Genomic DNA, 20880 nt, shown 5'->3' with positions numbered 1-20880 from the left:
AAGGCGGGGCGATATGCGCGGGACGGCGTGCCCGCCCGCCGCCGCCGCGCTTGTCCGGACCCGGTCGCCGTGCTCCGCTTGATGCGACGCCGAGCCAGGACCCCGCGATGCCCTCCACCGATCTCGTGACGATGCGTGCCACCGACCTCGCGCGGGCCATCCGCGACCGGGCCGTCTCGGCCCGGGAGGTGATGCAGGCCCATCTCGACCAGATCGCCCGCCACAACCCGGCGGTGAACGCCATCGTGTCCCTGCGCGACCCCGACGCGCTCCTCGCCGAGGCCGAGGCCGCCGACCGGGAGCTCAAGGAGCGGGGTCCGCGCGGGCCGCTCCACGGCCTGCCGCACGCGGTCAAGGACCTCTCGCCCACCGCCGGCATCCGCACCACCCACGGCTCGCCGCTCTTCCGCGACACCGTGCCGGAGGTGGACGCGCTCCACGTCGCCCGCCTCAGGGCGGCGGGCGCGCTGCTCATCGGCAAGACCAACGTGCCGGAATTCGGCCTCGGCTCGCACAGCACCAACCCGGTCTTCGGCCCGACCCGCAACGCCTACGATCCGCGCAAGGCCGGGGGCGGATCGAGCGGCGGCGCCGGGGTGGCGCTCGCCATGCGGATGGTGCCCCTTGCGGACGGCAGCGACCATGGCGGCTCCCTGCGCAATCCCGCCGCCTGGAACAACGTGCTGGGCCTGCGCCCCGCCGCCGGGCGCATCCCGAACAGCACCGAGGAGGTCTTCCTGCCCCAGCTCGGGGTGCTCGGGCCGATGGCGCGCTGCACCGAGGATCTCGGCCTGCTCCTCTCGGTCCAGGCCGGGTACGATCCCCGCACGCCGACCGCTTTCCGGGAGGACCCCGCCGCCTTCGCGGCGCCGCGTCCTCGGGAGCTGAAGGGCCTGCGGATCGGCTGGATCGGCGATTTCGGGGGCCACCTGCCGTTCGAGCCCGGCGTGCTCGACCTCTGCGAGGACGCCCTGCGGGTGTTGTCGGGCGAGGGCGCGGCGGTGGAGCCGGTACTGCCGGCCTTCGACCCGGAGGCGATCTGGAAGAGCTGGACCCGGCTGCGCCAATGGATCATCGGCGCGACCCTCGCGGTCCATTGGCGCGACCCGGAAACGCGCGCCCTGATGCGGCCGGAGGCGATCTGGGAGGTCGAGCAGGGCCAGGGGCTCTCGGCCTTCGACGTCCACGCTGCCAGCGTCACCCGCACCGCCTGGTACCACTGCGTGCGCGAATTGTTCACGCGCTTCGACGTGCTGGCGATGCCCGCCGCCCAGGTCTTCCCGTTCGCCGCCGAGGAGACCTGGCCGCGGGAGGTCGGCGGGCGCGCCATGGACACCTATCACCGCTGGATGGAGGTGGTGGTGCCCGGCACGCTCTCGGGCTGTCCGGTGATCAGCCTGCCGGCCGGCTTCAACGCCGCGGGCCTGCCGATGGGCCTCCAGCTCATCGCCCCGAACCGCGGCGAGGCGGATCTGCTGGCCATTGCGGCGGCCTACGAGGCGGTGACGGGCTTCGACCGGGTGCTGCCGCCGGCCCTGCGCGGCTGATCCCCGTACCTGATCACGGCGGCGTGAACGGGATAGGCTGCCTGCTCCGCTTGCCGCCTGTCAGACCTCCCGGCATACATGGCGGGCAACAAGCTCGGCCACGCCGCAACGGCCGAGATCCGGAGGAAATCCCGATGAAGCCCTTCCTGCTGGCGCTCGCCGCCGGCGTCTCCTTCGCGAGTGCCGCCCTTGCCCAGGACACGACCGCCGGCGACACCAAGGCCAAGGTCGACAACCTGGAAAAACTCGGCAGCTTCCGGCAGACCGGCGTCGCCGAGCCGGCACCGATTCCGCAGACCGGCCGGCGCGCCGACGCGATCAACAAGACGCTCCAGAAGATCAAGGTCCCGGACGGGTTCAAGATCGAGCTCTACGCCGTGGTGCCGGACGCCCGCTCGATGGCGGTCGGCCCGAATGCCGGCGTGGTCTTCGTCGGCACCCGCAAGTCCAAGATGTACACCGTCACCGATCGCGACAAGGACCGCGTCGCCGACGAGGTGAAGGTCTACGCGCCGGGCGTCGACTTCAAGATCCCGAACGGCGTCTGCTTCTCCCGCGACGGCGTGCTGACGGTGGTGGAGCAGAACCGCATCCTGGCCTTCCCGGCTGCCGAGTTCTTCTACGAGGGCACGGACGGCCCGGCCGTCGTGGTGGTCAAGCAGGGCGAGCTGATTCCGCCGTCCGAGGAAAGCTACAACCACACCGCCCGGATGTGCCGCATCGGGCCGGACGGCAAGCTCTACGTCTCCCTCGGCCAGCCGTTCAACGTGCCGCCGAAGGAGAAGTCCGACCTCTACGCCAAGACCGGCATCGGCGGCATCATCCGCATGGATGCCGACGGCAAGAACCGGGAGGTCTACGCCACCGGCATCCGCAACTCGGTCGGCATGGACTTTGCCCCCGACAAGACCCTGTGGTTCACCGACAACCAGGTCGACGGCATGGGCGACGACCAGCCGCCCGGCGAGCTGAACCAGATCACCAAGCCCGGCCAGAATTTCGGCTTCCCGTGGTTCGGCGGCGGCGCCGTCCGCACCGTCGAGTACAAGGACGACAAGGTCCCGGCCGACGTCGTGGCGCCCAAGGCGGAACTCCCGCCCCACGCCGCCGATCTCGGCATGATCGTCTACAAGGGCAAGTCGTTCCCGGAGAAGTACCGCGGCGGCATCTTCACCGCCGAGCACGGTTCCTGGAACCGCACCACGCCGATCGGCGCCCGGGTGATGTACGTGCCGGTCAACAAGGACGGCAGCGCCGGCAAGCCCGAGCCTTTCGCCGAGGGCTGGCTGACCGAGGGCGGCGAGTATCTCGGCCGCCCGGTCGACGTCGCGACCCTGCCCGACGGCTCGCTGCTCGTCTCGGACGACACCGCCGGCGCGATCTACCGCATCTCCTACGAGAAGTAGGCTTTTCGGAGCGGGGCGGCCGGAGGGCCGCCCCGCTCCTCTCTCAAGGAGACGCCCATGACCCGCGCCCTCGCCCTCCTGCTGCTCCTCGCCGCCACCGCCCCGGCGGCCGCCGGCGACGCCAAGGCCGGCCGGGCCAAGGCGATCGCCTGCCAGGCCTGCCACGGCCTCGACGGGCTCTCGAAGCTCCCCGACGCGCCGAACCTTGCCGGCCAGGTCGAGCCCTACCTCGTCAAGGCGCTGACCGAGTTCCGCAGCGGGACCCGCAAGAACGAGGTGATGTCGGTCGCCGCGCAGGACCTGTCGGATGCCGACATCGCCAACCTGGCGGCGTATTACAGCGGGATCCAGATCGACGTGATCCCGCCGGGGTGAGGCGCTTGCGCTAAGCAGATTTCGCCGAAGTGGACACCGGTTCGGCGGCAAAAATCTGCGACAAGACAAGAACCTAAGCAGGCGAAGCGTTGGCTTGCCAACGCAAGTCTGCTCAGTCGCCGCCCCCACCCCCGCATCCCCCGCAGCCGCCTCCGCCACCGCTGCCCCCGTCCCCAGCACTCCCGCTGCCGTCGCCGCCTCCGCTGTCGGTGACGAAGAAGCGCCGGAGCGAGGCGAACTCGGTGCCGGCGAGCGCCGCAGCACCGCCGAGGGCAAAGGCGAACGGGATCTCGTGGCGCAGGGGCGCCCGGGCGGCGCGGGCATGGCGCGCGCGGTGGCGGTCGAGCGCCTGCGCGCCGGCCGTCGTGCAGGTGATCGGCCGGATGTGGATGACGATCGCGACGATGACCGTCGCGATCATCAGGCCGACGAGGTAGCCGACCGGGCGCCCGGTCCCGGCGACCCACGCCACCTTGGCCAGGCCGAGAGCCAGTACCAGCGCCACGGCGCTCAGCGAGACGACGAGCGTCCGGCGGCGCTGCTCGGCGCTCGGGCACAGGCCGCGCGCGGCGAGCCGCTCCGCCAGCCGCTCGGTCGGCCCGGCCAGCCTCCGCAGCAGCTGGCCGCGGGTCGCCAGCCCGTCCGGCGGCCGGAAGGCCTCGATGTCGGGTGGAAGCGCGATGCCCCGTGCCGAGACCCAGAGTCCGCGCGGCGGATCGATGTTTCCCGCCCCGCAGGTGTGGAGGGCGAGCGCCGTCACGTCCGCCACCCGGTCAGGCCCTCCGGCGAGATAGGCGAGTTCGGGGAGGCCGAGATCGGACGACGGCACCATCCGGACCGCCTGCCGGCAGCGCGCGCGCAGAACGACGCCGACGAGGAGCGCCACTGCCGCCAGGATCCCGTCGAGCCAGAGGAACGGCGGTCCCGGCCAGTCGAGGGGGTTGAGCGGCAGGGCGAGTGCCGGCCGCGGGGCGAGGAGGATCGCCCCGGCGAGGGCGGACAGCAGGCGCCGGCCGAGGCGAGGCCGGGCGACGACGAGGTTGCTCCGCGTGTCGACGATGCGGTAGCGCGGCCGGCGGCCGAAGCGCTCCCCCGTGCCCGGCCACAACGCGGGATCGGGCTGGCCGAAATAGGCCTCGTGCCGGGCGAGCGTCGCGGCGTATTGCCGGGCGTAGCGGCCCTGCTCCGCCGGCCCGCCGGAGGTCGGGTCATGGTGGAGCGCCGTGCGCAGGACCGCCCCGCACCACACCTCCCAGTAGTCGCGCGAATAGGTGAGGTGGAGGTGCCAGACCTCGTCCACCTCCTCGCTCGGCGTGACCGGCTCGCCGGAGGTGCAGGCGAGGAAGCAGAACCGGCGATAGGCCTCGACCGCCGCCCGCGCGAAGGCGAGGCTCCAGTCCCGGTCGCGGGCGAGCCGCCGGGTGAAGTCGAGAACCTGGTCCGGATGCTCGAACGGGTGCGACCGGATCCGCTCCCAGAGTGCGGTCTCTGCGGCCGACCAGGTTGCGGGCAGGATGCTCGGCATGACACCCCCATCGCCGACGTCGACCCCTGTCGTCGTCGACCCCTGTCGTCGTGGTCATGCCGTCATGGTAGCGCATGAGGGTGGGGCAGGCGCGACCGGACGTGCCCCGTCTCACCGGTCATCCGCGCGATCACCGCCACCGGCCCGCCGCCGTCCGGCCCCTGGTGCTCCGCCCCGCCCGACACGAACAGGTCCGTCCGGCCGATCGCCGCGGCGGCGACGCCGCCGACGAGAGCCCGGGCGTGCCGGGTGGCGTTGATGTCGCTGTCGTCGTTCATGATGTGGCGGTTGCCGCGGATCAGCCCGTCGCCGGTCGGCTCGGCCTTGGCCAAGAGCGCGACGACGCGCTCGGCCGCCTCGGGCGGGAGCTGGCCGGCGGCCGGCAGGCCGAGATCGGCGAGGGCACCCTGGATCGCCGGAAGATCGATGCCGTCGCGCATGACCCGGTGGGCGATGCGCAGGGGGCCGGTCCAGCCCGGCGCGTTGCCGAGCACGATCACCTCATTGCGCATCAGCTCGATCCCCGCCGAGGCGCTGGCGCGGCCCGAAAACAGGTCGGTGCGGGTGCCGATCACGGTATCGTCGAGGGCGGATTCGGCGATCTCGCCGAGCGCCAGCCCGATGCCTAGCGCCGAGGCGCCCCGCGACAGGCCCATCGACGCGTAGGTGTCGTGGCTGGACACGTCCTGCCCGCGGGCGGCGGCCTCCTGGATGCGGGCGCTGGTGAGGAGCGGGCACTTCACCTGGACGAAATGCACGTCGTCCCGGTCGGTCAGGCCCGCCGCCGCCATGGCCCGTTCGACGGCCGCCGCGGTCGCCCGCACCTGCGCCATGCGGCCGATCTCCTCGGGGAGAAAGTCGTCCGTGAAGGCGGTGCCGACCGCCAGCGCCCTGCCCCCGCCGCCGGTCCCCTCGCGGCGGGCGACGATCAGCAGATGGGGCGAGAGCCCGCCCTCGGTGCCGCCGGACATCACGAGCGCGACCCGGGCGCCGACCGCGGCGGGCGTGAGCCCGAGCCGGGCGCCGAGCGCGGCCTCCAGCGCCATCACGGCGAGCGGCCGGGTGAAGTCGTTGACGCAGCCGTTGCCCTCGGTCTTGCCGAACACCGCGACGACCTCCGCGGGGGCGAGCGCGCCGGAGGCGAACAGGGCGTCGAGGCCCGAGACGTCGGCGGGGTGCCGGGTCGGCACGCGGAAGACGAGGCATTCGGGCATCGCGGATCCCTGACTTTTCTTGTGCGGGAAAACGGGCCGGCCGGGTCCGGGCCCGGGCGGCGGCGATCGCCTTGCAACTTCGCCGCCAACCCGCACACGCGCGCCGTCCCGGACGGCCGACGATGCGGCGGCGCCACAAGCCTGGCCATAACCGCCGGGCGCTCCCCAGGCCCGGGTAGCCGGCCCGGGGGAGGATGCGCTATTCTGGCCTCCCGCGCCCGGGAGAGCCGCCACCCGATGCCGAACCCGTTGAGCCGCCCCCGGCCCGCCGTGTCCGCACGGGCCTGCCTCCCTGCCAGGTTCCTTGCCAGCTCCGCCGCATCCCCGCGGATCGCGACGCCCGCCTGATGAGCTTTCCCCTCCCCGCGCCCGGCGCGTCCCCGCAGCGGGTGCTGATCTACTCGCACGACACGTTCGGGCTCGGCCATCTGCGCCGCGCGCGGGCGATCGCGCACGCGCTCGTGGCGGAGGCGCCGGAACGGCGGGTGGTGATCCTGTCCGGCTCGCCGGTGAGCCACGCCTTCCGGTTCGCCCCCGGGGTGACCTGCCGGCGCCTGCCGGGCGTGACCAAGCTCGCCTCCGGCGAGTACCAGAGCCTCGGGCCCGGCCATGGCCTCGACGAGGTAGTGGCGACCCGCGCCGCCCTGATCCGCCACGTCGCCGAGCGCTTCGATCCCGACCTCTTCCTCGTCGACAAGGAGCCGGCGGGCTTCCACGGCGAGGTGCTGCCGGCGCTCCACCGCCTCAAGGCCCGCGGCTGCCGGCTGGTGCTCGGCCTGCGCGACGTCCTCGACGATCCGGCGCTGCTGGCGCCCGAATGGGAGCGCAAGGGCGCCCTCGCGGTGCTGCCGCTCTACGATTCGCTCTGGGTCTACGGCCTTCAGGCGATCTACGCCCCCCTCGACGGGCTGGCGCTGCCGGCGGGCGTCGCCGGGCGCCTGACCTATACCGGCTACCTCCGGCGCGAGGCGCCCGACTCCGAGGGACCCGAGGAGGCGGCGCGGGAGCCGTTCCTCCTCGTCACCCCGGGCGGCGGCGGCGACGGGGTCGAGCTCGTCGAGGCGGTGGTGCGGGCCTACGAGGCCCACCCCCTGGAGCACCCGGCGCTGGTGGTGTTCGGGCCGTTCTTTCCGGCGGCCGAGCAGGCCGCGCTCGGCGCCCGCATCGCCGCCCATCCGCGGCTGTCCTCCCTCGGCTTCGATGCCCGGCTGGAGCGGCTGATGCGCCGGGCCGCCGGCGTGGTGGCGATGGGCGGCTACAACACCTTCTGCGAGATCCTGTCCTTCGACCGACCGTCCCTGATCCTCCCGCGGGTCCGGCCCCGGCGCGAGCAGCTGATCCGGGCGCGGGCCGCCGCCCGGCTCGGCCTCGTCGGGGTGATCGAGCCCGGAGACGCCGACGAGCCCACGGCGGACGAGACCGCCCGCATGGCGCAGGCGCTCGCGGCCCTGCCGCACCGGCCCGCCCCCTCCGCGCGGCCGATCCCCGGCCTCCTCGACGGCCTGCCGGCGATCCGCCGCCTCGCCGCCACCGCCGACGCCGCCTGCGTGGCGGCCGAGTAAGCCCCCCTCCTCCGAACCCCCGACCGTATGCCCCCGCTCCGCATCGCCGTCCTCGTCAAGGGCTACCCGCGCCTGTCCGAGACCTTCATCGCCCAGGAGCTGCTGGGGCTCGAGGCGCGGGGCCTCGACCTCGCGATCTGGTCCCTGCGCCATCCGCATGACGGCGCCGTGCATCCGATGCACCGCAAGATCCGCGCGCCGGTCTCCTACCTGCCCGAATACCTCTACCAGGCGCCCTGGCGGGTGCTGCGCGGCGCCGTCTCGGCCCTGCGCCGGCCGGGCCTATGGACCTTCCTGGCGCTCGCCCGCCGCGACCTCGCCCGGGACTTCACCGCCAACCGCGGCCGGCGCCTCGGCCAGGCCCTGGTGCTCGCCCGCGAGTTGCCGGCGCAGACCGACCACATCCACGTCCACTACCTGCACACCCCGGCCTCGGTCGCCCGCTACGCCGCCGCGCTCACCGGAAGGCGGTGGAGCGCGTCGGCCCACGCGAAGGACATCTGGACCACGCCGGACTGGGAGCTCGCGGACAAGCTCGACGATCCCCGGCTCGCCTTCGCGGTGACCTGCACGGCGGCCGGCGCGGCGCGGCTGCGCGAGGTCGCGGCCGCGCCGGACCGGGTCTCGCTCGTCTATCACGGCCTCGACCTGTCGCGGTTCCCCGCCGCCCCGGAGACCCGCCCGTCCCGGGACGGGTCGGACCCGGCCGACCCCCTGCGGGTCGTCGCCGTCGGCCGCGCCGTGGCGAAGAAGGGGTTCGACGATCTGCTCGACGCCCTGGCGGCCCTGCCGCCGGACCTGCACTGGCGCCTCGCCCATGTCGGCGGCGGCGAGGAACTGGCGGCTCTGCGCGCCAAGGCCGCCGCGCTCGGGCTCTCGCAAAAAGTGGTCTTCCTGGGCGCGAAGCCCCAGCCCGATGTGGTGGCGCTGCTGCGGGAGGCCGACCTGTTCGTGCTGCCGGCCAAGCGCGCACCCTCGGGCGACCGCGACGGGCTGCCCAACGTCATCATGGAGGCTGCCTCGCAGGGGCTCTGCGTCGTCGCCACCGACTTCGCCGGCATCCCCGAATTCCTGCGCGACGGGATCGAGGGCCGGCTGGTGCCGCCGGGCGATTGGGGAGCGCTCTCGAACGCCATCAACCTGCTGGCCCGCGACCCCGCCGAGCGCGCCCGCCTCGCCGCCGCGGCGCTCGCCCGCCTCCGGGCCGAGTTCGGCGCCGAGGCCGGGTTCGACACCATCGCGCGCCTGCTCGAGGGGGCGGCCCGGCGATGAGCCGCGTCGCCTTCTACGCGCCGCTCAAGGCCCCGGACCACCCGGTGCCCTCCGGCGAGCGCACGATGGCGCGGCTCCTCCTGCGGGCGCTCGGGGCGGCGGGCTTCGCCCCCGAGGTCGCCAGTTCGTTGCGCACCCGCGATCCCGACGGGGCGCGGCACCCGGCCCTGCGGGCAGAGTCCCTCGCCGAGGCCGAGCGCCTGATCGCCGCCTGGGCCTCCGACCCTCCGGCGCTCTGGTTCACCTATCACGTCTACTACAAGGCGCCGGACTGGATCGGCCCGGCGGTGGCCGCGAGTCTCGGCATCCCCTACGTGGTGGCGGAGGGCTCGCGGGCGCCCAAGCGCGCCGGGGGGCCGCATGCCCTGGGCCATGCGGGGGCGGAGGCGGCCCTCGACGCCGCCGACCTGATCCTGGTGATGAACCGCCGCGACCGGCCGGCGCTCGAGGCGGCGCGGCCGGCGCGCCAGGTGCTGGCGGGTTTGCCGCCCTTCCTCGATCCGGCGGACTGGCCGATGCCCGTCACCGGGAGAACACCCGGCTCTCTGCGACTCCTCACCGTCGCGATGATGCGCGAGGGCGACAAGCTCGCCTCCTACCGGCTGCTGGCCGAATCCCTGGCGCGGCTCGGCGATGTACCCTGGACCCTCGACGTCGCCGGCGACGGCCCGGCCGCGGGGGCGGTGACGGACCTGCTCGCGCCCTTCGGCGCCCGGGTGCGCCGGCACGGCGCCGTGGCGTCGGACGCGCTCTCGGTCCTCTACGCCGCCGCCGACCTCCTGGTCTGGCCGGCCGTCAACGAGGCCTACGGCATGGCGCTCCTGGAGGCGCAGGCCCATGGATCCCCGGTGGTGGCCGGCGGCTACGGCGGTGTGCCGGACGTGGTGCGGGACGGCGCGACCGGTCGAGTGACGGCGCCCGGCGACGCCGTGGCCCTCGCCGCCGCGATCCGCACCCTCGCCGAACGGCCGGACCGACTCGCCGCGATGCGCGCGAGCGCCCTCGCCTTCGCCCGCGACGAGCGCGGCCTCGATCGGGCGGCCGCGATCCTGCGCACGACGCTGGCGCCGCTCCTGCGGACGTCCCTCGCATGAGCCGGATCCTGATCGCCGTCACGCACCTGCTCGGGGCCGGGCACCTGACCCGGGCGGCCGCCCTGGCGCGGGCTTTCGCGGCGGCCGGCCACGCGGTGACGCTGGTGTCCGGCGGCATGCCGGTGGCCCTGCCCCGCCTCGACGGCGTGCGCCTGGTGCAGCTGCCGCCCCTGCGCATCACAGGCACCGCCTTCACGACGCTCCTCGATCCCGACGGCGCGGCCGTGACGGCGGAGCGCCTGGCCGCCCGCCGCGACGGTCTCGCCGCCGCCTTCGCCGAGGCCGCGCCCGACGCGGTGATCACCGAACTCTACCCGTTCGGCCGCCGGGTGCTGGCGCCGGAATTCACGGCGCTGGTCGAGGCCGTGCGGGCGGCTACGCCCCGTCCCCTGCTCCTCGCCTCGATCCGCGACATCCTGGCGACCCCGAGCCACCGGGATCGCATCGCCGCCACCCATGCGCGTCTCGCCGCCTACGACGCCGTGCTGGTCCACGGCGATCCCGGCTTCCTGCCGCTCGACGCCTCCTGGCCAGTCGTGGAGGAGCTGGCGCCGCGCCTGCGCTACACCGGCTACGTCGACGAGGGCGAGGTCGTTTCCGCACCGGGCGAGCCCCGCTCCGGCATCGTCGTCTCGGGCGGCTCCAGCGCCGCCGGGCTGCCGCTGCAGGAGGCCGCCGTCGCGGCCGCCGCCCTCGCCCCGGCCCTGTCCTGGCGCATCCTCGTCGGCCGCGCCGTACCCGAGCCCGCCTTCGCGGCCCTGCGCGAGGCCGCGCCGCCGAACGCGATCGTCGAGCGGGCCCGGCCGGATTTCCGCGCGCTGCTCGCCGGAGCGGCCCTCTCCGTCAGCCAGGCCGGCTACAACACCGTGCTGGACCTCCTCCGGAGCGGCTGCCCGGCCGTGCTGGTTCCCTTCGAGGCCGGCCACGAGACCGAGCAGCGCCTACGCGCGGAGACGCTTGCCGCCCACGGCCTCGCTCGGGTGCTGCCGGAGGATGCGCTGACGGCGGAGAGCCTCGCCGACGCGGTGCGGGCCGCCCCGCCGCCGGGCATGCCCCACGCCATCGCGTGCGACGGGGCGCGGCGGAGCGTGGCGATCGTGGAGGAGATGCTGCACGCCGTCTCGCCTCTCCCGGATCGGAACGGTGCCGGATCCCCCCGCCGATCCCCCGACTTCACCCCCCTCACCGAGGCGCTGGACCGCGCCGCCGATGAAGGCCGCAGGGTCACGCTCTGGTGGCGGGACGACGACGCGGTCGCCCACACCCCCGCCCTCGACCGCCTGCTCGCGCTGGCGGCCCGCACCGGCTGGCCGGTGGCGCTCGCCGCCGTGCCGGCCCGGGCCGAACCGTCGCTGGCGGCGCGCCTCGCCGACGAGACCGGAATCGATTGCCTGGTCCACGGCCTCGCCCACGCCGACCACGCGCCGCCGGAGGCCAGGAAGGCCGAGTTCGGCCCCCACCGTCCTCTCGCAGCCTTGCGGGCCGACGCCGCCGAGGCCCTGGCGCTCGCCCGCGCCCGCCTCGGACCCCGCCTGCTGCCGGTGCTGGTGCCGCCCTGGAACCGCTTCGCCCCGGACCTGCCGGCAATCCTGCCGGGGATCGGCTATCGCGGCCTCTCGGCCGCCGCGCCCGTGCCCCCGGTACCGGGCCTGGCCCAGGCCCATGCCGCGATCGATCCGGTGGCCTGGCGCTCCGGCGGCGGGCTCGCCGATCCGGACGGCATCGTCGCCCGCGCGGCCCGGGCGGTCGCGGCGGGCGGCCCGGTCGGGCTTCTCACCCACCACCTCGTGCAGGACGAGGCGACCTGGGAGTTCTGCGCCCGGCTCCTCGACCACCTGGCGGACCGCGCGGCGAAAGGCCGGTCTCCAACAATATCGCGCGCCGCCGCATTGTTTGCGAACCCGCCGCTGCCCGTGTCACAAGCGGGCCCTATCTTCCGCGGTGATCCGGGGGCGTCCCCGCCCCGAGAGGACAGCACGGCATCAGGATGACGGCTCCGCTCCTGTCGATCCGCGACCTCCGGGTCGATTTCTCGACCGATTCCGGTGCGTTCCGGGCGGTCGACGGCCTGTCCCTCGACGTGCCGGCGGGCCGCACCGTGGCTTTGGTGGGCGAGTCGGGCTCGGGCAAGTCGGTCACCGCGCAGGCCATCCTGCAGATCCTGCCGAAGGTCGCGCGGATCTCGGGCGGGAGCATCCGCCTCGCCGATCCGGCGGGTCCCCCGGGCGGCACCGACATCGCGGCGCTCAAGGCCGATTCCTCCCGCATGCAGGCCCTGCGCGGCGGGCGGATCGCGATGATCTTCCAAGAGCCGATGACCTCGCTGTCGCCGCTCCACACCGTCGGCGACCAGGTCACCGAGGCCCTGCGCCTGCACGCCGACGTCTCGGCCGAGCAGGCCAAGGCGAGAGCGATCGAGGTGTTCGACCGCGTCGGCTTCCCCGACCCGAAGCGGGCGCTCGTCACCTACCCGTTCGAGCTGTCCGGGGGACTGCGCCAGCGCGCGATGATCGCCATGGCGCTGATCACCAAGCCCGCGCTCCTCATCGCCGACGAGCCGACGACGGCGCTGGACGTCACCACCCAGGCCCAGATCCTCGAACTGATGCGCGAGCTGCAGGCCGAGACCGGCATGGCGATGCTGCTCATCACCCACGACCTCGGGGTGGTGGCCAACATGGCCGACGACGTGGTGGTGATGTATCGCGGCCGGGTGATGGAGGCCGGCTCGCGGGAGGACATCTTCCGCCACCCCGGCCATCCCTACCTCAAGGCCCTGATGCGGGCGGTGCCGCGCTTCCACATGGAGCCCGGGGAGCGCCTGACCCCGATCCGCGAGGTGAAGAGCGCGGTCCTCGCCCGCAAGGCCGGCGAGCCGCACCGGCCCGATCCGGCCGGGCCGCTCCTCGCCATCGACGGGGTGCGCAAGTCCTTCACCCTGCGCTCGGGCTGGTTCAAGGGGAAGACCCGCACCATCAACGCCGTCAACGGCGTGTCGCTGAGCCTGCATCCGGGCCGGACGCTCGGCCTCGTCGGCGAATCGGGCTGCGGCAAGACCACCCTCTCGAAGGTGGTGATGCGGGCCCTTCGGCCCGATTCCGGCACCGTGACCTTCGACGACGGCTCGGGCCGCGGGCCACGCGACGTCTTCGCCCTCGAGGACCGGGAGTTGAAGGATTTCCGTCGCGCGGTGCAGTTCGTGTTCCAGGACCCGTTCTCGTCGCTCAACCCGCGCATGACGGTCTACGAGCTGCTGACCGAGCCCCTGCGCATTCACGGCGTCGGCACCGCGGACGAGCGCTACGAGCGCGCCAAGGAACTCCTGGACATGGTCGGGCTCGACCAGTCGTCGCTCCGGCGCTACCCGCATGCCTTCTCGGGCGGCCAGCGCCAGCGCCTCGGCATCGCCCGGGCGCTGGCCCTGAAGCCCCGGGTGCTGCTCTGCGACGAGCCGGTCTCGGCTCTCGACGTGTCGGTCCAGGCCCAGGTCCTGAATCTCCTGAAGGACCTGCAGGCGAGCCTCGGCGTCTCGTACCTGTTCGTCTCCCACAACCTCGCGGTGGTCGACTACATCGCCGACACGATCGCGGTGATGTGCCGGGGCTACATCGTCGAGGAGGCCTCGAAGGCCGCCCTCTTCAAGAACCCGGCCCATCCCTACACGCGGGCGCTGCTCGCCGCCGTGCCCGAGCCCGACCTCGACCACCCCCTCGACCTGAAGCTCCTGATGAGCGACCGCTTCTCCGATCCGGCGAGCTGGCCCGAGCCCTACCGCCTCACCGGCGGCGCGGCCGGGACGATGACCGAGATCGAGCCCGGGCACCGCGTCCGGGTCGCCGGCCCGGCGAGCCGGCAAGCCGCCTGAGTCCGAACGCCGCCTGACCTTACGTCCGAGACCCCGATAGAGCCCCCGATGTCGAACGGTGCCGCCCTCCGTCCCCACCCCCTCGTCGAGCGGCTCCGCCGCCGCTTCCTCGGCCGCCTGTTCGACCGCCTCGGCTACGACCTCGTCCCGGCGGTGTCGGACTGGAACCACCGCCCGCTCTCCGGCCCGGAAACCGACGCGCTGATCGCGGCCGCCGCCGCGCGCCTCGACGCCGATCTGGCCGAGGCCGGCCTGTCGCTGCCCGGCGGTGCCGCGCCCGCGGTCGCGACCTTCTGGGACCTGATCGCCACGGCGCCGGTCGCGCAGAAGCGCGGCGGCAACGGCTTCAACGGCGCGCTTCAGCTCTACGTGCTGATGCGGGCGCTCGCCCCCGAGGTCATCGTCGAATCGGGCGTGTTTCGCGGGCTGACCACCTGGGTGATGCGCCAGGCCTGCCCGCAGGCCGAGATCCTCTGCTTCGATCCCGATCTCTCGGGCCTGCGCTACCGCGATCCCCGCGCGCGCTACCACGCCGTCGACTGGTCGATTGTGAGCCTGCCCCACCTCGACGCCGACCGGGCGGTGGGCTTCTTCGACGACCACATCAGCCAGGCCCGCCGGGTGCTGGAGGCCCGCGAGCGCGGCCTGACGCGCCTCGTCTTCGACGACGACGCCGCCGCCCACCGGCTCCACGCCCACGGGGGGCCGGCCTTTCCGACCATCGCGATGCTGACCGCGCCCCGCTCCGGCGAACCGGTGCGCTGGCGCCGCAACGGGCGCGAGTTCGTCTACCGGCCCGACGACCCGGAGGCGGAAGGAGCCCGTTCGGCCATCGCCGCCACCCACGCCTTCGACGACCTGCACGCCGCGACCGGCTACTCGCCCACCCGCATCACCTGGGTGCGCCTGCACGGGAGGGACGGGACATGACTTGGCTCGGACGTCGTTTCACGGACGTTGCCGCAGTGGAACCCTCCCCCCTCTGCGGGGGAGGGTGGCCTGCGGAGCAGGCCGGGAGAGGGGAACCCCGCCTCCGGAAAATTCTGAGCCGTTCTGAAGGGCGCCCGCTGGATCAGCCTCGCGCTGCATCTCTCCCGGCCCCCTCCGGGGGCCACCCTCCCCCGCAGAGGGGGGAGGGTCGGTGGTGCGGCGCCGTCCTGTCGGTTCTGCTGGCGCTCCTTGCCTCCCCCGCCCTCGCCGCCGAAACCTCCGACCGCCTGCCCAAGCAGCCCCTCCTCGTCGATCCCGCCGCCCATGGCCGCCGGATCGGCAAGCCGGGCGGCGACATCGTCACCCTGGTCTCGAAGGCCCGGGACATCCGCTACATCTCGACCTACAGCTACACCCGCCTCGTCGGCTACGACGAGACGCTGGGATTGAAGCCCGACATCCTCGAAAAGGTCGAGAACGACGGCGACAGGGTCTTCACCTTCACGATCCGCGACGGCCACCGCTGGTCCGACGGCCAGCCCTTCACGGCGGAGGATTTTCGCTACTGGTGGGAGGATGTGGCGCTCAACAAGGAGTTGAGCCCGTCCGGCCCGCCGGAATTCATGCTGGTCGACGGTGCGATGCCGCGGTTCGAGGTGATCGATCCGCTCCACGTCCGCTTCACCTGGGACAAGCCGAATCCCCGCTTCCTGCCGGAACTCGCCTCGCCGCGCGATCCCTTCATCTACCGGCCGGCCCACTACCTGAAGACGTTCAACGTCAAGTACACGCCGAAGGCCGAGATCGAGCCGCTGGTGAAGCAGGCCAAGGTCAAGGGCTGGGCGGCGCTCCACAACCGGCTCGACGCGATGTTCGAGCAGACCAACCCGGATCTCCCGACGCTGCAGCCCTGGCGCGTGACCAACACCGCGCCGGCCGCCCGCTTCGTCTTCGTGCGCAACCCCTATTACCACCGGGTCGACACCAACGGGCAGCAACTCCCCTACATCGACAAGGTCAACATGGACGTGGCGGCCGGCGGTCTTCTCGCCGCCAAGGCCAATGCCGGCGAGGCCGACCTGTTGTTTCGCGGCCTCAACATGGAGGACATCCCGATCCTGCGGGAGGGCGAGCGCGCCAAGGGCTACCGTACCCATCTCTGGCCCACCGCCCGCGGCTCGGAACTGGCGCTCTATCCCAACCTGACGGTGACGGACCCGGTCTGGCGCGCGCTCAACCGCGACTTGCGCTACCGCCGGGCGCTGTCGCTCGCCATCGACCGGCGGACCCTCAACAATGCCCTGCTGTTCGGGCTCGGCACCGAGGGCAACGACACGGTGGTGGAGGCCAGCCCCCTCTACAAGCCCGACTACCGCACCCTCTATGCCGGCTACGACCCCGGGGAGGCGTCCCGCCTCCTCGACGAGGTCGGGCTGACGCAGCGCAACGGCGCCGGCATCCGGCTCCTGCCCGACGGGCGCGAGCTCGAGATCGTGGTCGAGACCGACGGCGAGAGCAGCATGCTCACCGACGGGCTGACCCTGATCTCGGAATTCTGGCGCGAGGTCGGCGTCAAGCTGTTCGTCAAGCCGCAGGACCGCACGGTCCTGCGCAACCGCGCCTATTCGGGTGCCGCCGTGATGGTGGCGGCGCAGGGCCTCGACCTCGCGATGCCGACCGCCGACATGTCGCCCGACGAACTCGCCCCGGTCCACCAGGACACCTATGCCTGGCCGAAATGGGGCCAGTACGTCGAGACCAAGGGCAAGGAGGGCGAGCCCTGCGACATCCCCGCCGCGAAGGTGCTGATCGACCTCAACGCCCGCTGGATGGCGACCGCCGACAACACCGAGCAGGCCAAGATCTGGGGCGAGATGCTGCAGAACCGGGCCGAGAACCAGTGGGTGATCGGCACCGTGTCGGGGGCGTTGCAGCCGGTGGTCGCCAAGACCCGGCTCCTCAACGTGCCCGACAAGAAAATCTACAGCTGGAAACCGACCGCGCTGATCGGGATCTACCGCATGGACGAGTTCTACTGGGGCCCGAGCCCGAAGGAGGCCGCGCGGTGATCCGCTATCTCGCCCGCCGCCTCCTCACCATGGCGGCCACGCTTCTCGTCATCTCGGCCCTCGTCTTCGTCATCATCAAGCTGCCGCCGGGCGACTTCCTCACCAACCAGATCGCCGAATTGCGCTCGCAGGGCGAGGCGGCGTCGGTCGCCAAGGCGCAGTTCCTGATGCAGCAATACGGCCTCGACCGCCCGGTCTGGGAGCAGTACCTGCGCTGGATCGGGCTGTGGCCCAACCCCGAGGGCGCCTTCAACGGCCTGATCCAGGGCAATTGGGGCTGGTCGTTCGAGTATGACCGTCCGGTGCGCGAGGTGGTGGGCGACGCGCTCTGGTTGACGCTCGTCGTCAACCTCGCGGTGGTGGTCTTCGTCCACCTCGTCTCGATCCCGATCGCGATCTACTCGGCGACGCGGCAATACTCGCTCGGCGACTATGCGGCGACCTTCATCGGCTATATCGGGCTCGCCACCCCGTCCTTCCTCCTGGCGCTGGTGATGCTGTTCTATGCCAACCGCTGGTTCGGAGTGTCGATCGGCGGGCTCTACGACAGCGCCTATGCGGGCCAGCCCTGGACCTGGGACAAGCTGCGCTCGCTCATGGCCCACCTCGTCGTGCCGACCCTGGTGATCGGGTTGGGCGGCACCGCCGCGATGATCCGGCGGATGCGCGCCAACCTCCTCGACGAGCTCGCCAAGCAATACGTCGTCACCGCCCGCGCCAAGGGGCTGCCGCCGACCCGGGCGCTGCTGAAATACCCGTTCCGGATGTCGCTCAACCCGTTCATCGCCGATATCGGCAACCTTCTCCCGCACCTGATCTCGGGCTCGGTGCTGGTGTCGCTGGTGCTCAGCCTGCCGACCGTCGGGCCGATCCTGCTCGCCGCCCTCAAGAGCCAGGACCAGTTCCTGGCCGGCTTCATCCTGATGTTCGTGGCGATGCTGACCGTGGTCGGCATGCTGGTCTCCGACCTGCTGCTCGCTTGGCTCGATCCGCGCATCCGCCTCGGAGGGGACGGCCGATGACCCTCGGCTTACGCGACCGGCCGCACCACTTCGTCGATCCCGCGCCCTTCGATCCGGGCCGCACCGAGCCGGTGGGGGCGGAGAGCAGCGCCGTCGACCGCGCCTCGTCCTGGCGCCTGACCTGGTGGAAGTTCCGCAAGCACCGGGTGGCGGTGGCGGCGGGGCTGATCCTGATCGCCTTCTACGCCCTGATCCCCTTCGTCGAGGTGATCGCGCCCTATAACCCGGCCAAGCGCCACGGCGACTATCTGTACGCGCCGCCCCAGAGCGTTCATCTGTTCCACGAGGGCCGCTTCGTCGGGCCCTACACACATCCCTACCACTTCACCTTCAACCTCGAGACCTTCCACCGCGACTACACGGTCGACCGCACCAAGGCGCAGCCCCTGCGCTTCTTCTGCCGCGGCGATTCCTATGCGTTCTGGGGCGTGATCGACACCGACTGGCACCTCGTCTGCCCACCCGAGAACGGAACGATGTTCCTGCTCGGCACCGACCGGCTCGGGCGCGACCTCCTCTCGCGGATCGTCTCGGGGACCCGGATCTCGCTCACAGTCGGCCTCGTCGGCATCGCGGTGTCCTTCGCCCTCGGTCTCTTCTTCGGCGGGCTCGCCGGCTATCTCGGCGGCTGGGTCGACAACGTGATCCAGCGGGTGATCGAGATCCTGCGCTCGCTGCCCGAACTGCCGCTCTGGCTCGCGCTCTCGGCGGCGCTGCCGCCGAACTGGAGCCCGATCCTGGTCTTCTTCGGCATCACGCTGATCCTCGGGCTCCTCGACTGGCCGGGCCTCGCCCGCGCCGTTCGGTCGAAGCTCCTGGCGTTGCGCGAGGAGGATTACGTCCGCGCCGCCGAGCTGATGGGGGCCTCGAAGACGCGGATCATCGCCCGCCACCTGATTCCGAACTTCATGAGCCACCTGATCGCCTCGGCGACCCTGTCGATCCCCTCGATGATCCTCGGCGAGACGGCTTTGTCGTTCCTGGGGCTCGGCCTGCGTCCGCCGGTGACGAGCTGGGGCGTGCTGCTCAACGAGGCCCAGAACCTCGCGGCGGTGCAGCTCCATCCCTGGCTGCTGGCGCCGATCCTGCCGGTGGTGATCGTGGTGCTGGCCTTCAACTTCCTCGGCGACGGCCTGCGCGACGCGGCCGATCCGTACCACTAGCGATGCGCGAACGCCCCGCCGCCCGGCTCCTCGTCCTCGACGGCGAGGACAGGCTGCTCCTGTTCCGCTTCGCGTTCCGGACGGGGGCGCTCGCCGGGGAAGAATACTGGGCGACGCCGGGCGGCGGCGTCGAGCCGGGCGAGAGTTTTTCCGAGGCCGCGATCCGGGAGCTGCGGGAGGAGACCGGCCTGACCTGCCCGGAGACGGCGCCGGAGGTCGGCACGTGCCGCTTCACGATGCAGTTGTCGGACGGGGAGTGGGTCGAGGCCGAGGAGCGCTTCTTCGCGGTCCGGGCGGGGATCGATCCCCTCTCCCGCGACGGCTGGACGGAGAACGAGGTCGAGGTGCTGGCCGAGCACCGCTGGTGGACGCGGGCCGCGCTCGCCGCTCCCCCGATGCAGGTCTACCCCGAGGATATCCTGACCTACTACGACGCGGCCCTCGCCGCCCTGAAGGGTCCCGCGTGACGCCGCGGGACCGGTGCAGGCTCTGCCGCTCAGCAGATTTCGCCGAAGTTGGCACCGGTTCGGCGGCAAGAATCTGCGACGAAACAAGACCCCAAGCGGGCGAAGCGTTGGCCTGCCAACGCAGGTCTGCTTAGAGGTCGGCCTCCTCGGCGTCGAGCGATGCGAGATCGGTGCGCGCCTGCGAGATCAGGCGGGCATGCTGGAGCTGGAGGGCGCGGCTGTTGGCGCCCAGGCCCGCCGAGGAGCGGATCTCCGCGAGCGTCCGTTCGTAGTCCGCGAGCTGCGCTTCGAGACGGCGACGGCGTTCCGTGAGGGTATGCGGCATTCCGGGTTCCCTTGGATGTCGGGCGGGCCCGCCGGTGAGGCAGGCCGGCCATGAGCCAAGCCTGGCCGCCGGAACGGCCAAGCTCTGCCGAGCATGGTCACGGATGCGGCGAGAATGCGGCATGGCCGCCCCAATGCGGCTCGCCCGGCAGGCGCCGGTGTCCGGGACCTGGAACCGGTCGCTGAGGCCAGCGCGACGACATCGGCCACGCCGCTCTCCGCCTCGTCAGCCTCCGGCTCGGCACCGCGATGGTCGGCGTCGACACCGCCCCCTCCCCGACCGTGTGCCGGATCGCCGGGGACGGCCTGTCCCACAACGCCGTCGCGAGGGCGCAGGGGACGGCAGTCCGGTGCGCCGGCGTGAGGGCTTGGCAACCGGCGATCACGCGGATGTGAACCCGCTTCACGCAAGGGTGGATGGAAGCGGGATTAGATCGGGCCCGGCACACGTTCACCCATTATGATGCTTCGCAAGCGCCCCGACGTCCTCGACCTCCTGGTGCCGCTCCGGCGCTACGCCCGGTCCCTGACGCGCGATTCCGCGCAGGCCGACGACCTCGTGCACGACACCCTCGTGCGCGCCCTCGAACGCCAGGGCACCCTGCGGCCGGGGACCAACCTGCGCACCTGGCTGATGACGGTGCTGCACAACGCCTTCATCGACGACCAGCGCCGCCGGAAGGTCGAAGCGCGCTACGCCGACGCTCTCGGCCACATCGTCGAGGAGGCGACGCCGCCGGCCCAGGAAGGGCATGTGCGCCTCGCCCAGGTGCGGGAGGCGTTCGGTCGGCTGCCGGCGGAGCAGCGCGAGGCCCTGCACCTCGTGACGATCGAGGGGCTGGCCTACCAGGAGGCTGCCGACGTCCTCGGCATCCCGATCGGCACGCTGATGTCGCGCCTCGGACGGGCCCGGGCGGCGTTGCGCAACATCGAGAGCGGCGGGGGCACCCGCCAGACCGAAGCCGAGGACGCGCCGGCCAGGGCCACCCCGCGCCTGCGCGTGGTCGATGGCGGGGCCGGCCCCGCGAGGGCGTCGTGATGCGCG

General features: G+C 72.7%; 17 protein-coding genes. 14 read left to right on the top strand and 3 right to left on the bottom strand.

The window, feature by feature from the left end; genetic code table 11:
• Positions 1 to 107 precede the first annotated feature (107 nt).
• From miv_RS21840 to miv_RS21830, 3 genes are all read left to right on the top strand, one after another.
• On the top strand, positions 108 to 1547 hold the full coding sequence (locus miv_RS21840) for an amidase (protein WP_207178825.1): 1440 nt from the start codon (positions 108 to 110) through the stop codon (positions 1545 to 1547).
• Positions 1548 to 1681: 134 nt separating this feature from the next.
• Positions 1682 to 2953, top strand: a complete 1272-nt coding sequence (locus tag miv_RS21835) for a PQQ-dependent sugar dehydrogenase (RefSeq protein WP_207178823.1) — start codon at positions 1682 to 1684, stop codon at positions 2951 to 2953.
• Between the two features lie 57 nt (positions 2954 to 3010).
• Positions 3011 to 3328, top strand: a complete 318-nt coding sequence (locus miv_RS21830) for a c-type cytochrome (RefSeq protein ID WP_207178821.1) — start codon at positions 3011 to 3013, stop codon at positions 3326 to 3328.
• Between the two features lie 112 nt (positions 3329 to 3440).
• Here the strand turns inward: miv_RS21830 and miv_RS21825 are convergent, their stop codons facing one another.
• Both miv_RS21825 and atzD read right to left on the bottom strand, forming a co-directional pair.
• Entirely contained in the window at positions 3441 to 4853 is a 1413-nt protein-coding gene (locus tag miv_RS21825) for a TIGR04222 domain-containing membrane protein (protein WP_207178819.1), read from the bottom strand.
• A gap of 62 nt (positions 4854 to 4915) precedes the next feature.
• Complete coding sequence (gene atzD, locus miv_RS21820; protein ID WP_207178817.1) at positions 4916 to 6067, bottom strand: cyanuric acid amidohydrolase; 1152 nt, start codon at positions 6065 to 6067, stop codon at positions 4916 to 4918.
• A 347-nt stretch (positions 6068 to 6414) separates the two neighbouring features.
• On the opposite strand from atzD, the gene miv_RS21815 reads away from it, so the two are divergent.
• The 10 genes from miv_RS21815 (at position 6415) to miv_RS21770 (ending at position 19511) form a co-directional block, all read left to right on the top strand.
• A complete protein-coding gene (locus tag miv_RS21815) occupies positions 6415 to 7629 on the top strand; it encodes a glycosyltransferase family protein (protein WP_207178815.1) in 1215 nt (404 codons plus the stop codon).
• A gap of 27 nt (positions 7630 to 7656) precedes the next feature.
• Positions 7657 to 8901 carry a glycosyltransferase gene (locus tag miv_RS21810; RefSeq protein ID WP_207178813.1) on the top strand — a complete coding sequence of 415 codons (1245 nt, stop codon included), beginning with the start codon at positions 7657 to 7659 and terminating at the stop codon, positions 8899 to 8901.
• Positions 8898 to 9995 carry a glycosyltransferase family 4 protein gene (locus miv_RS33750; protein WP_207178811.1) on the top strand — a complete coding sequence of 366 codons (1098 nt, stop codon included), beginning with the start codon at positions 8898 to 8900 and terminating at the stop codon, positions 9993 to 9995. Before miv_RS21810 ends, miv_RS33750 begins: the two co-directional genes overlap by 4 nt.
• Entirely contained in the window at positions 9992 to 11986 is a 1995-nt protein-coding gene (locus miv_RS21800) for a glycosyltransferase (RefSeq protein WP_207178809.1), read from the top strand. Before miv_RS33750 ends, miv_RS21800 begins: the two co-directional genes overlap by 4 nt.
• Positions 11983 to 13860, top strand: coding sequence for an ABC transporter ATP-binding protein (locus miv_RS21795; RefSeq protein ID WP_207178807.1), 1878 nt, complete (start codon positions 11983 to 11985; stop codon positions 13858 to 13860). The genes miv_RS21800 and miv_RS21795 overlap by 4 nt, the downstream gene beginning before the upstream one ends.
• 48 nt (positions 13861 to 13908) lie before the next feature.
• Positions 13909 to 14790 (top strand): hypothetical protein, encoded by an 882-nt coding sequence (locus miv_RS21790; protein WP_207178805.1) that lies wholly within the window; start codon positions 13909 to 13911, stop codon positions 14788 to 14790.
• A 137-nt stretch (positions 14791 to 14927) separates the two neighbouring features.
• Complete coding sequence (locus miv_RS21785) at positions 14928 to 16859, top strand: ABC transporter substrate-binding protein (protein WP_207183592.1); 1932 nt, start codon at positions 14928 to 14930, stop codon at positions 16857 to 16859.
• Complete coding sequence (locus miv_RS21780) at positions 16856 to 17881, top strand: ABC transporter permease (RefSeq protein ID WP_207178803.1); 1026 nt, start codon at positions 16856 to 16858, stop codon at positions 17879 to 17881. The genes miv_RS21785 and miv_RS21780 overlap by 4 nt, the downstream gene beginning before the upstream one ends.
• Complete coding sequence (locus tag miv_RS21775; protein ID WP_058620476.1) at positions 17878 to 19044, top strand: ABC transporter permease; 1167 nt, start codon at positions 17878 to 17880, stop codon at positions 19042 to 19044. The genes miv_RS21780 and miv_RS21775 overlap by 4 nt, the downstream gene beginning before the upstream one ends.
• Before the next feature lie 2 nt (positions 19045 to 19046).
• A complete protein-coding gene (locus miv_RS21770) occupies positions 19047 to 19511 on the top strand; it encodes an NUDIX hydrolase (RefSeq protein ID WP_207178801.1) in 465 nt (154 codons plus the stop codon).
• A 130-nt stretch (positions 19512 to 19641) separates the two neighbouring features.
• Here miv_RS21770 and miv_RS21765 read toward each other — a convergent pair whose 3' ends face one another.
• Entirely contained in the window at positions 19642 to 19836 is a 195-nt protein-coding gene (locus tag miv_RS21765; RefSeq protein ID WP_048431331.1) for a hypothetical protein, read from the bottom strand.
• Positions 19837 to 20298: 462 nt separating this feature from the next.
• Here miv_RS21765 and miv_RS21760 point away from each other — a divergent pair, with 462 nt between their 5' ends.
• Positions 20299 to 20874, top strand: a complete 576-nt coding sequence (locus miv_RS21760) for a sigma-70 family RNA polymerase sigma factor (RefSeq protein WP_420865562.1) — start codon at positions 20299 to 20301, stop codon at positions 20872 to 20874.
• Positions 20875 to 20880: the final 6 nt, after the last annotated feature.

The sequence above is a fragment of the Methylobacterium indicum genome, from assembly GCF_017347565.1.
Lineage (GTDB): Bacteria > Pseudomonadota > Alphaproteobacteria > Rhizobiales > Beijerinckiaceae > Methylobacterium > Methylobacterium indicum.
The sequence above is the reverse complement of the archived record's forward strand: the minus strand, read 5'-3'. Positions and strand labels throughout refer to the sequence as shown.

Excerpts from the sequence above, each read along its gene's own strand:
- atzD (WP_207178817.1), bottom strand. The coding sequence starts at position 6,067 with ATGCCCGAATGCCTCGTCTTCCGCGTGCCGACCCGGCACCCCGCCGAC.
- miv_RS21830 (WP_207178821.1), top strand. The coding sequence starts at position 3,011 with ATGACCCGCGCCCTCGCCCTCCTGCTGCTCCTCGCCGCCACCGCCCCG.
- miv_RS21765 (WP_048431331.1), bottom strand. The coding sequence starts at position 19,836 with ATGCCGCATACCCTCACGGAACGCCGTCGCCGTCTCGAAGCGCAGCTC.
- miv_RS21840 (WP_207178825.1), top strand. The coding sequence starts at position 108 with ATGCCCTCCACCGATCTCGTGACGATGCGTGCCACCGACCTCGCGCGG.
- miv_RS21825 (WP_207178819.1), bottom strand. The coding sequence starts at position 4,853 with ATGCCGAGCATCCTGCCCGCAACCTGGTCGGCCGCAGAGACCGCACTC.
- miv_RS21800 (WP_207178809.1), top strand. The coding sequence starts at position 9,992 with ATGAGCCGGATCCTGATCGCCGTCACGCACCTGCTCGGGGCCGGGCAC.
- miv_RS21815 (WP_207178815.1), top strand. The coding sequence starts at position 6,415 with ATGAGCTTTCCCCTCCCCGCGCCCGGCGCGTCCCCGCAGCGGGTGCTG.
- miv_RS21760 (WP_420865562.1), top strand. The coding sequence starts at position 20,299 with ATGCTTCGCAAGCGCCCCGACGTCCTCGACCTCCTGGTGCCGCTCCGG.
- miv_RS21790 (WP_207178805.1), top strand. The coding sequence starts at position 13,909 with ATGTCGAACGGTGCCGCCCTCCGTCCCCACCCCCTCGTCGAGCGGCTC.
- miv_RS21835 (WP_207178823.1), top strand. The coding sequence starts at position 1,682 with ATGAAGCCCTTCCTGCTGGCGCTCGCCGCCGGCGTCTCCTTCGCGAGT.
- miv_RS21795 (WP_207178807.1), top strand. The coding sequence starts at position 11,983 with ATGACGGCTCCGCTCCTGTCGATCCGCGACCTCCGGGTCGATTTCTCG.
- miv_RS33750 (WP_207178811.1), top strand. The coding sequence starts at position 8,898 with ATGAGCCGCGTCGCCTTCTACGCGCCGCTCAAGGCCCCGGACCACCCG.
- miv_RS21775 (WP_058620476.1), top strand. The coding sequence starts at position 17,878 with ATGACCCTCGGCTTACGCGACCGGCCGCACCACTTCGTCGATCCCGCG.
- miv_RS21810 (WP_207178813.1), top strand. The coding sequence starts at position 7,657 with ATGCCCCCGCTCCGCATCGCCGTCCTCGTCAAGGGCTACCCGCGCCTG.
- miv_RS21770 (WP_207178801.1), top strand. The coding sequence starts at position 19,047 with ATGCGCGAACGCCCCGCCGCCCGGCTCCTCGTCCTCGACGGCGAGGAC.